This window comes from Marinifilum sp. D737, from assembly GCF_026672275.1.
Lineage (GTDB): Bacteria > Bacteroidota > Bacteroidia > Bacteroidales > Marinifilaceae > Marinifilum.
In genome coordinates, this window is the sequence record NZ_JANQCD010000029.1 from 51,606 (window position 1) to 64,013 (window position 12,408).

5 protein-coding genes and 1 tRNA gene are annotated in these 12,408 nt (G+C 36.9%); 3 read left to right on the forward strand and 3 right to left on the reverse strand.

Going from position 1 to position 12,408, the window contains the following annotated elements; all coding sequences use genetic code 11:
- Nucleotides 1-41: 41 nt before the first annotated feature.
- From NQ163_RS15885 to NQ163_RS15895, 3 genes are all read right to left on the reverse strand, one after another.
- Nucleotides 42-2,792: a DUF3352 domain-containing protein gene (locus NQ163_RS15885; protein WP_268191317.1), complete on the reverse strand. Its 2,751-nt coding sequence runs from the start codon at nucleotides 2,790-2,792 to the stop codon at nucleotides 42-44.
- A 210-nt stretch (nucleotides 2,793-3,002) separates the two neighbouring features.
- A complete protein-coding gene (gene amaB, locus NQ163_RS15890; protein WP_268191318.1) occupies nucleotides 3,003-4,562 on the reverse strand; it encodes an L-piperidine-6-carboxylate dehydrogenase in 1,560 nt (519 codons plus the stop codon).
- 578 nt (nucleotides 4,563-5,140) lie between these two features.
- Nucleotides 5,141-6,136 carry a dihydroorotate dehydrogenase-like protein gene (locus NQ163_RS15895; RefSeq protein ID WP_120238160.1) on the reverse strand — a complete coding sequence of 332 codons (996 nt, stop codon included), beginning with the start codon at nucleotides 6,134-6,136 and terminating at the stop codon, nucleotides 5,141-5,143.
- Between the two features lie 650 nt (nucleotides 6,137-6,786).
- Between NQ163_RS15895 and NQ163_RS15900 the strand changes: the two genes are divergently transcribed.
- From NQ163_RS15900 to NQ163_RS15910, 3 genes are all read left to right on the forward strand, one after another.
- Entirely contained in the window at nucleotides 6,787-8,325 is a 1,539-nt protein-coding gene (locus NQ163_RS15900) for an AbgT family transporter (RefSeq protein WP_268191319.1), read from the forward strand.
- Nucleotides 8,326-8,511: 186 nt separating this feature from the next.
- A tRNA-Leu gene (locus NQ163_RS15905) sits at nucleotides 8,512-8,596 on the forward strand.
- A gap of 1,455 nt (nucleotides 8,597-10,051) precedes the next feature.
- A partial coding sequence (locus NQ163_RS15910) for a DUF6923 family protein (RefSeq protein WP_268191320.1) occupies nucleotides 10,052-12,408 on the forward strand: 2,357 nt, incomplete at its 3' end.

Below are 12,408 nucleotides of genomic sequence, written 5' to 3' on the forward strand. Positions count from 1 at the left end.
AGATCTTATACATGAATTAGTTATTATTATTGACAAACGGCCTAGTGTACGGAATAGTTTAACAAGAAGTTGCGATTATCACCTACATACAGATTAAACGATTTGTTGCCCGCTTTGGCAAAGCCAATTGAAAACTCGGTATTGCCTTTTAACGGGAAGCCGGAATGATTATTTCCTTTCAAATCAATTAAATAGATTTTGTTTTCGTTTTCGGTACAGATGCCAATTTCTATTTTTCTTCTCGAGAACTTGTAAACATTAGGTCTGTAGCTAATTCCTGAATCGAATTTCTTCTCTAGCTTTTGATCTCCCGATGCATCGAAAATTTTAAGGAAATTGTAATCAGCAAATAGATATTCGTTCTTTCCATCGGAGTTTAAATCGGCAGCTGTAAAATAATGCGCTTCCGACAACTGAGTGAAAGATTTTGATTCAACTTTACCATTAAAATAGATGTAATAAATGCTTCCATTGGCATCGGTAGTCACCAATCGATTACTTTGTTTCTCAAGGTAAAAAGGATTGTTCTCCGATTTAGAGAATTGTTTTTTCGGTTTCACCCTTTCAACACCACGACGGTTTAGGATGTAAACCCTAAATTTATCAGCATATACGATGTAGTCTTTACCACCAATTCTAAAATGTTGAATTTCACAGGTAATTGGATTCTCAGCCTTGGCAGGACTCCAACCTTTTATAATCTTACCTTCTTTTGAATAAGCATATACGCGTTGATCCTTACAAGGAATAAAAATGCGGTAGTTTTTGTTCTTGTCGTAATCGAAAATGGCAATGCCACGAGCAGCTTCCGCTTTTAGTCGCACCGGATAATTTTTCACGTAGTTTCCGTTTCTGTCGATTAAGTGCAGATGATTTTTGGTTGCAAAAAGGTATTGCAGCTTGTTGTTTTTAAATAGATCAATCTGTTCCACCTTACCAATTATCTGAGAATCCAAAGGCTTTGTCCATAGAATTCTTCCTGCTGGATTTACCAGGTAAATTTGGTTCTGAATATCTTGTACAAAGATTTCATTCTCTTTGGTATAATGATTTTTAACCAGGTAAGGCTTGTGGCGGAAACAAGTGTCAATTCTCGATTCCCAATCGGTTTGCGGTGCCGATTCCAGAACCGGATCATATTCAATAAACAGGTTGTTGTAAATTAGGTTTCTGTTAGAGCTCAACTGCAAGCCAACTGCCTGAAACTTATTTACACTTTCCTTATGGTTTTGTATTTCAGATTGAAGCTCCTCGCTTAGAAAACTGGTAATAAAACGGTTTGCCTTCGGCGTTGAAGTATAAAAGAAGAAATTTGCTTTATTCGATAGATACTCTTTGTTTTCCTGGTAGTTTTGGTTGCTATCCAAAGTTTTACCCAGAACAGATTCCTGGATAAATTCTGACAGGGCACTAATGCTTGGCCCCATTACCAAATAGTTATCGATAAAGGTAAAGTAAGCCGATGAGGCATCACTAAAGAAACTACCAAATAACTTTTCTGGTAATCGATCTTCTGGCAATCGGTAAATGTCAAAAGAAGTTTCAGAATCGAGTTTGTAAGTCCTTTTGTAGTAGGATAGGGTTCGTTCCTGGTTTTTTGCAAAACCAAGAATTGGTTTTAGCATCTTCTCTTTTGCGATACTGGCGCTCTTGGTGCGGATTACAGTAAACTTTTTATCAGCATTTCCTTCTGCAAATGCCAATCCAATTTCTTTATAGATGATCGAGAAAATGATCTCTTCAAAATCTTCGCCCGTTTTCTTTTTCAGATCATTAATGCCTTTCTGGTAGTCGGAAAGTTTTCCCATCTGATCTAAAAACTTGCGGTATTTTCCTTTGTGTAACAGAGGATCTTCGATACCCAACACGGCCAAAACACCAGTGGTAGCCGGTAGAATGGATTCCATTTCCATTTTTACAGGTTCTTGTTGTAAAAACAGGTTCATCAGGTTTCCTTGATTTGGATCGCTATAGGTAAATCCATTCATCAGGATGATTCTGTTTCTGAAGCTTAAATCCAACTCGGTCCAGTTTCCAATGTTGGTATAATTGCGAATGAACTTGCTGTGTTCCTTGTTTAATGAAAAGGAAATTTGTTTTGGGAAAGTCTTTAAATTCAAGAAGATATTTGCATCAACATTTTTACCTATGGTTCGTTTGATTTGTTCAAATCCTTTGGTTTTAGATATGGAATTATCGGTACTTAACTGTCGAACAGAGTTTTCCAATAATAGCATCGATCTACTGGCCAGGAACAAACCTTTTGAGAAGGTAAAGTGCAATTCTTTTTCCTTTTTACTGGCTGCAGGAATGCTGTATATGCTTGTGTTTTGATAGTTTCGTTCACGCAATACCAAGTCTGGTCCAATCCAATTCGAAACAGCAGTTTTCAGTTTCTTTTCTTCCAGATAATCCAGAATTGGGAGAATGTATAGGTATTCAATGTCATTTTTTCCTTGCAAATGACTGGCCATGGTAAACGATCGGTCCAATGTAAACTGATGATCCGATCCAATGTTCCCTGCCAAACTATCTATGAACTGAAGGTTCTCGTTAATTTTTGCAATTTTTTCGAACTTGCTTAGTTCTTTCCAGGCACCTGTATTGTTCTCCAATTTTGTGATGAGTTGTTCTAAACTTTCAAATTGAACGATTAATTCGGAGTTTACCGGAATTGCTGAAAAAGGATCGACGCCTTTGTATTCCTTTTGTTTTTGAAGATATAGGTAGCCTAAAACGATGATTGCCAAAAGCAAAACAATAAAGAAAGAGGTAAGTATTTTTCTCAGCATAGAACTCGGACTTAATAAAGATGCAAGGTATAGTGTTGCTTCAAAAATAAGAATTTATGCAGTGTTTAAAAAATTATGTGAAAGGCTTTTGTATCAATGCCTGCTTATTTCGTGAATTAAGGATTTTGCTTGGTGAAAGCGTGAGTTTTTCATGCAAAAAAGCCCCGACCAAAGTCGAGGCTAAATGTTGAAAATCTAGTCTTGGTTGAATTACAAATCAAATTTGATTCCCTGAGCCAATGGCAAATCGGTTCCAAAGTTTAGGGTGTTGGTTTGTCTTCTCATGTAGGTCTTCCATGAATCTGAACCTGATTCTCGACCACCACCGGTCTCTTTTTCACCACCAAAAGCACCACCAATTTCGGCACCCGATGTTCCGATGTTTACATTTGCAATACCGCAATCGCTACCTACAGCAGAAATAAAGGTTTGTGCTTCTCTCATGTTCAGGGTAAATATCGATGAGGATAAACCTTGTGGAACGTTATTGTGCAGCTCAATAGCCTCATCAAGTGTACTGTATTTCATGATGTACAGAACAGGAACAAAAGATTCGTCCTGAACAATTTGCCAATGGTTTTCTACCTCACAGAATGTTGGTAATACATAGTTTCCTTCCAGTACTTTGTCGCCAAATACAATAGTACCACCCGCTTTCTTCACCTCTGCAATGGCATTTTGGTAAACCTCAACTGCTCCTTCATCAATTACTGGCCCTACCAAAGTGTTTTCGTCAAGCGGATTTCCAATTTTGCTTTTGACTTGCTTGTAGGCACTCAGCAAACGGTTCTTCACATCATCATAAATACTTTCATGAATAATCAAACGGCGGGTTGAAGTACAGCGCTGACCTGCTGTCCCAACCGATCCAAACACAATACCCGGAATGGCAATATCCAAATCGGCAGTAGGAGCAACAATAATGGCATTGTTTCCACCCAACTCGGCAATGGTTCTTCCCAAACGAGCACCTACTTTTTCGGCAACTCTCTTACCTATGGCAGTCGATCCGGTAACCGAAATCAACGGCACACGCTTGTCTTCTATAAAATTATCTCCCATTACCGATGATTTTGCAACTACCAGGCTGAAAACACCTTCGGGAACGTTATTTTCTTTTAATACGTTTTGAATGATTTTATGACAGGCAATGGCACAAAGTGGCACTTTCGAGCTGGGTTTCCAAATTACAACATCACCACAAACTGCAGCAATCATGGCATTCCATGCCCAAACCGCAACCGGGAAATTGAATGCAGAAATTACACCTACCAATCCTAGAGGGTGATACTGATCCATCATTTTGTGATCTGGTCTTTCCGAATGCATGGTAAATCCGTAAAGCATTCTTGACTGACCCACTGCAAAGTCGCAAATGTCAATCATTTCCTGAACCTCGCCCAAGCCTTCCTGGTAAATTTTACCCATTTCGAGCGTAACCAGTTTGCCCAAATCCTCTTTGGCATCGCGTAGTGCATTTCCAATTTGTCTAACGATTTCACCACGTTTTGGTGCTGGCATTTTTCTCCAAACCTTAAAGGCTTCCTGAGCTTTTACCAGAACTTTTTCATAATCATCCTTATCGGCATTTTTAACTTTCGCAATAAGCGATCCGTCAATAGGAGAGTAGGATTCTGTGATATCTCCTTTACAATCAAACCATTCAGTTCCAGTTGATACTCCGGCATTTACATCTGCTATGCCTAGTCGATTTAGTGTTTCTTGTACTCCGAAATTCTTTTTGAGTTCTTGTGAAGTTGTAATTTCCATTTGATTATGAATTTATTGTGGTATTAAGGGTTAAACTTGAGAAGAATACAATTTAATAAAACTAAATCTAAATAGTAATGATTTTTATCAGTTTATTTCATGTTCATTCGATACTTACTTCACTAATTTCAATTGACTTATCATTTGCCTGATCGTTCAAAGTCGAATATTCCAATAGTCGAATAGTCTGAAAAAGGGAACCACGAAGACCACAAAGTTTTTTCACAAAGGGCTCGAAGGACCAGAAATTTTAAGGGTAGCTTAGGGTCGTTTTTTACTGGTTCACCCTTTAGTCTGTAGACAGTTTGTTCACATTAAACTCAATTTTCAATTGTGTTCACGAGCTTCGCTCCGCTACGGTTCCCTAAAAGGGAAACATCTGGCTGGAAGCGTAAATGTTTTAATTAAAACAGGGTGATTTTTTTAGTATCACATAAAAGTAATGGTAGTTAATTGCTTAGATTAATTTGGGGTGATGTGTGAATTTGATATGCCTTTTATAAGAATTCAACTCACAAAAAGCCCGAACCAATAAATTGATTCGGGCATGCTGTATTTTAAAATGAAAATAAAAGATTCTAGTGCATAATGAAGTTTCTAAAATGCTTCATGAACTGAACTCTTTGGTAGGCTGCAGGATCATTAGCATTCGACTGACACATCTTTCCTTTAAAGTCACGAATGTTTTCAAATCCCTGGTCTTCCATCCAGGAGTATACTTCTTTCAATAAAATATCAATGTATTCTGGTCCGTTTTTGTAAATAACAGAAGCCAACTGAACGGCATCTGCACCAACCAAAATGTGCTTGATAATGCTTTCTGAAGTATGAATACCGGTAGTTCCTGCCAATGAACACTTCACTCTATCCGACATGATTCCGATCCATCTTAATGAATTTTTGTAATCATCAGAATGAGAAAGAACCTGTCCGTTGGTAATACCCAGGTTATGAATATCGATATCAGGACTGTAAAAACGGTTGAACATTACAATTCCATCAGCATCCATATCATCCAGTTTTTTCACCATATTGGCCAGGTTCGAATGGTAAGGACTAATTTTTAATGAAACAGGAATGGCAACCTGATCTTTAACGGTTTTCAAAACATCGAAATAAATTTTCTCGTTTTCTTCGCCTGATCTGTTCATATCAGTTGGCAAAACAAACAAGTTGATCTCCATTGCATCGGCACCTGCTTTTTCAATTTCTCTCGAGAAATAGGTCCACTTTTCAGCACTAACACAGTTGATACTTGCAATTACAGGAATCGATAAGGCAGCTTTGGCCTCTTCAATCAATCTTAAGTACTTGCGAAGAATATCCTCATGTGGCTCTTCCTGCATGTAGTCAAAAGTCTCCGGATAAATGTAAGGACGACTTGTCATGGCATGCATTTGTTCTTCCATTTCCATGATGATTTCTTCTTCGAAAAGAGATTTTAGAACAACGGCACCTGCACCATTTTCTTCTAATTCCACTAATTTTTCTACCGAATCAGTTAAACCAGAGCTGGCAACAATAATTGGATTTTTTAAATCTAGTCCCAGGTAGTTTGTAGTTAAGTTAGGCATATCAGTTAAAGTTTTGTTTGTGTGATTTTCTATCAAATTTAATTGGGGAAACAGTTTATTACAAATCAATAATCTTTATACTAAGATAGAAAATCCTGATGTCAATGTTCTGCCTGTGGCTGTTAAAATTAAGTTTTGCACTAAAAATCAGAAGTTAAGGTTGAGATTCTTAAGCAGAAAAACTGATGCCGGTATAAAAAATGTGGCTCTGTATCATTTATTATTAGGTAATATTTAAGATTATTATTACCGACGTTTATTTTGGGCAGTTACCATTGTGGGCATTGGAAGGTCAAGCTAATTAGAGGCAGAAAAATTTTTAGTAAGACGGGGAAGCTGAGAACTTGTTCGAAGATCACGCCGCCGCACTTAAATTTTTCAAGTATAAATAGTTTGAGTTTACACGCCCTAGATTTTTTGCCTACTTTTTGATCGATGCAAAAAGTAAGAGCCATGCGGCTGGAGCACATCGAAGTTTAGGGAATAAATTATCACTCACCTTATTTGCAATTGTTTTGATTACCCACTGTAATTCATATAGAATCAAAAATGTTAAGCTTACAATTCTTCTTGCAGTATAATTCTTTTTTCACTTTTTTTGTGGCTTCGCATGAATTGACAACAAACAAAACCAACCTTAACTGATTAAAATGGAGAAGAGTGTAGAGAAAAAGAGAAGTTGGACCGATAGGTTTCTGAATGTAACGGAGAAATTCGGAAATGCCTTACCGCATCCGGCTACCTTATTTGCAATTTTTGCTGTAATGGCAATTTTATTATCGGGATTGGCATCCCTATTCGGATGGCAGGCAGTTCATCCAGGTACCAAAGAAACCATCGAGGTGGTAAATCTATTATCCATTGAAGGATTGCATCGCATTCTGATAGAAATGGTTGATAACTTTACCGGATTTGCTCCATTAGGAATTGTAATGGTTGCTATGTTGGGGATTGGTATCGCTGAGAGTAGCGGTTTAATAGGAACGCTAATTCGCAAACTGGTACTGTCGGCTCCTAAAAAGATGCTAACTTTCGTATTGGTATTAGCTGGTATCTTATCGAATACAGCTTCGGATGTAGGATATGTACTTTTAATTCCTTTGGCAGGGATCATTTTCGTAGCGGTTGATCGACATCCAATTGCTGGTATGGCAGCTGCTTTTGCTGGTGTGTCTGGTGGATTCTCGGCCAACTTAATCCTGGGAACCATCGATCCTTTGATTGCGGGTCTTTCGCAAGAGGCTGCTCGCATTGTTGATCCTACGGTTACGGTAAATCCAACCGCCAACTATTACTTTATGGTGGCTTCTACCTTTGTAATTGCCATTGTGGGTACTTTGGTTACCGATAAATTAATTGAACCTCGATTGGGTGTATATAAAGATGCAGATTTACACAAGGAAGAAATTCATGACATTACCGATTTGGAACGCAGAGGCTTGCGTTGGGCTTTGTATGTAGTGATTTTTCTGACTGCCATTACCCTTTGGGGATTGATTCCGGAAGATGGATTCTTTAGAGGTGCAGATGGTGGATTCTTAACTTCTCCTCTAATTAAAGGGGTAGTAGCCTTGCTATTTTTAGGAGCAGGAGGATGTGGTATCGCATACGGATTTGGAGCCAAAGTTTTCAAAAACGATGCAGATATCATGAAGGGAATGGCAAAATCGATGCAATCCCTTGCCGGATACTATGTACTTGTATTTTTTGCAGCCCAATTTGTTGCCTATTTCAAATGGTCGAACTTAGGGGTAATTATGGCCATTAAAGGGGCAGGAGCGCTTATGGCTGCCGAAATTGGGATGATTCCATTAATGATTCTTTTCGTGCTTCTATCGGCACTTATTAATATGCTTATGGGATCGGCATCGGCAAAATGGGCCATCATGGCACCAATTTTCATCCCGATGTTTATGCTGATGGGCTATTCTCCGGAATTGTCGCAGGTGGTATACCGAATAGGGGATAGTGTTACCAATGTAATTTCTCCGATGATGAGTTTCTTTGCTTTAATCATTGCTTATTTCCAGAAATACGAAAAGAATGCTGGTATCGGAACCATTATTGCCACCATGTTGCCATATTCGGTTGCATTTTTCGTGGTTTGGGTGATTGTTTTGATGGTTTGGATTCTTCTTGGATTGCCATTGGGACCAGGAGCAGGCCTTGAATACAGCATGCCACAATAAAATTTCAAAAAAAAAGCTGCTCAAATGAAAGATTTATTTTGAGTGTAAAAATATGAATCTCAGTACTTGTAGGGCTTTCCGAAGCAGGTGCTGAGATTTTTTTATTCAATTTTTTTCAAAAAAATGCAGTTTTTGTTTTGCGAGAATCAAACAAAGGTCTATATTTGCATCGCATTCAAAAGCAATGCCCAGGTGGCGGAATTGGTAGACGCGCTGGTCTCAAACACCAGTGGGGCAACCCGTGCCGGTTCGATCCCGGCCCTGGGTACCACTTACAAAAGCAATTTTCTGTTTTTTCAGAAGATTGCTTTTTTTTTCTGGGGAAATTGAGGGCAAAACAATTTCTTAAACATTACTCTTCTATTTGATTATCCTTAGGGATTTATTCATTCTTTAAAGATAAACCATAGCTAGTAAGGAAAACTCTTTTGAAATGTAGAATTCCTTTGCAGATAAGGATATGATAAAACTTAGTTGAAAGCCTGTAAAAACTTTTGGTCTAAATAAAATATTGAAATTATTCTATTAAAATCGAAAAAAATAAAATCTCAGTATGCCTCAAATAAAATGTCGGAGTATAAGTGTGATACAAGTATTTTAAGTCTATTCTCTCTTGTTTTATGACGCTATATTTATTTTTTAGGATAAAACACAATGTTAAGATAAGTTAAGTAGCAAATTAACAGATAAATAGGTTTATCAAGCTTATCTTTTACTTAAAATATAATTTTTTATATTTCAATCAACTCCGAATAAGAATTTCAGTCCTCATAAATTTCGTTGCTTTTGATCTCTTGTTTGCACTCATTCATACAATCTATATCTCACATTATGATATTGTAAATAATATAAGATAATGTAGTTATATATTATTATAAGCGCTCAAAACTCCCCTATTTATATAGAAAAAATAAATACAGCAAGAGAGAATTTACATGATGGTGATTACTGCGGAATGAATTTAGATGTTAAATAAGATTTAAGTTTTGAAAAGTGTTATTTGATGCCAGCAGTCTCCTTGAAAAAATGATGCAAACCGCTAACAAACCAAGTAATGTATTTGCTTGCAGCTTATCATCAATGGGTAACAAGTTTAAATGAAAATTAGGCTTAAAATTTGAACAGAATGTAATATCGAATTCTACCATATAGACTTCCAAAAATTTTTTCATCCAACCTTATCATATGCATAATGCTGAAAAAAATAAGCATATGAAAACCACTAAAAAAGCATATGTGTACTTGTTTAAAATCCAGAAAATAAGCAGTTAAGATAATTAGGGGTTGATATTGGTTGCTTTAATGGGAATTTACTTCCTTTGTTTTGCATCATGCTGTGTTAGAGTGTGATATGCAGTAAAGTAAAAGGGGCATAGGATGCATGTGAGAGCACGATTGTTTGCTTTTGATCCCCTGTTTGTAAAGATTTTAATCTAAAAGATAAATTTATTCATAACGGTTTAAATACAATTGGTAACAAATAAAAGACATTTTACCTCCTCCAATAGTTGATAAGATTCTCAATTAAAAACTAATAAAAAGCGTTAAAGGATAAATCATAATGTTTGTTGGGGATGTTAATGTCAGGTACATTTTAAAAAGCAAAATTCTATCATATAAACTCTCAATTAGAATCACCTTTCCAAGATGATTCTTAACCAGTACGATTATATGTTAAAACAACATGATTTTTTAAAAAAAATAACCAAAATCACATCAAATTAATATGAAAATATTTTTACACAAGATTTTTTATAGCCGCATAAAGCAAAATTTCTTTTTACAAATTTTGCTGTTCCTGATTTTATTGTGTTCAAACTTCTCATCAGTTTTTTCGCAAACTTCATTTCCATGTCAATCTGGTTTCTTCCAGATTTCCGAAGATAGATTTTTGAAATACGATGGTGTAAATCAAACCTACAATCAAATTAGTTTTGTACCATATGGGACAAATGCCTATGGTTACAATCCTAAAGATGGATTTATTTACGGAATAAACCATCAGAGAATTATTAAGCTAAAACCGGATGGTTCCTGGGAATATCCTTTTCTTAATAATATTCCGGGCTATAGCATAGATGCGAATTCGGGTGATTTTGATGAAAATGGTTACTTGTATGTTACGACCAGGATTGGGAGTAGTTTGTGTAAAATAGATATTGCAAGCAATACCCTGCTTTCAATAATTCCAATGAAAATTGGTTCAACATACTTTACCAGTTCTCGCAGTGATATTGTTTTTAATCCTACCACAGGTAAATTTTATACCATATCAAACCGACGCCTTTACGAAATTTCAAAGGATGGTACGGTTGTCGACAAAGGTCCGCTTCCTGCTTTATATGGTTATGTTCCTAATGGTGGTTTTGGTTCATTATGGATTACTAAAGAAGGTTATTTGTTTGCTTTTCATAATGGTAGTGGTTATATCTATAAAATTAGAATTTCTGATGTTTCAGTTCCTGGTTTTTATAAGGTGCATACTAGCTACCGTAACGACGGAGCGGGCTGTCCTAACCAATATGCACCTGTTGATACCGACAGAGATACTCATTTGGATTATGCTGATGACGATGCTGATGGAGATGGCATTTGTAATACACAGGAAAATGGAGGTATAAATCCTTTTTCCAACGGACAGAATGCCGATAACTACCTGGATACAGACAATGATAAAATACCAAACTTTTTGGATCTGGATTCTGATAACGATGGAATACCTGATAATATTGAAGCACAGACTACTTTGGCTTACACTCCTCCATCTGGTACAGTTGCTGCAAATGGTGTAGATATTGCTTATGGTAGTAATGGATTAAGTGCAATCGATACCGATTCTGACAATACGGCTGATTACCTGGATACTGATTCCGACGATGACGGTGTTGATGATGTTGATGAGAGTTTATTGGACTATGTAGAAAGATCATGGACGGTAGACGATGACAAAGATGGTATATTGGATCAATATGATTGCGATCCGACTACCTACGGAACACCAAATCAAAAGATGAACTCAACAGTTGATTTAAGAAACCAATATATTTCAGTGCCCGGGGGTGAACTTTATTTCAGGTTGGGACTTGCCTATCAAAAAAGGCCACCGGTAGCCAATCCGGATCCAATATCTGTTAAAGTAAATCTTGTAAAAAGATTAAAAAATGACTTCAATTACTCTGATCCTGATAACGATCCTTTTACAGGGGTTAGAATATACAGTGTATCAGAAGGTAATTTGTTTGTTGATAGGAATGCCAATGGAAAATTTGATGTCGGCGAACAAAAAATTGCTCCTGTTAGTGGAAATCCTACTGATATTCTTACTCTTGCCGATCTGAATTTGCTTAGCTACATGTCAGCTAATGTTTCTCCATCTGCTTCCTTTCCAACAAAAATAGAGTTCAAGGTATACGATGGAGAAGCGTTTTCCATCAAAAAATATATTTTAGATATTACAATAACTAATGAGGCGAATGAGCCACCTGTAATTAATGGTATTCTTGATGCAAATAACATTTTGGCAACAATAAACGAAGATACACAATATACTTTCACCTTTTCTGATTTACTTGCAAAAACAGATATAGATGATGTTGATGACCTCACATCAGGATTTATTATTAAATCAGTTACAAATGGAAGTATTCTGCCTGCAAATGGAATTGTTAATGCAACAACAAATGTTGTGTTTACGCCAACAACAAATTTTGCAAGTGACAGTGGTTCTGATGTTATCGTAAATTTTGTGGCAACAGATCCTCAAAACCTGGAATCCAATCAGGTTGCCGGAAAAATTGTTGTGAACCGCACTGGGGTAAATGCATTAACAGATTCTAATACAGCACAGGCCAATGAGGTTTCTGAAAATGCACTTGTTGGTACTACCCTTGGTTTAACAGCCTTTGCAACAGATGGTGATGGCGATGCTGTAACTTATTCACTAAGCGATGATTTCCACGGCTGGTTTACAATAGATCCATCTACGGGTGTTGTAAGCGTAGCAGGCAATGTTGATTACGAGTCAGGTTTGCTGACCAATCACAAGGCCACTGTTGAGGTAACAGCTACCTCAGCCGACGGCTC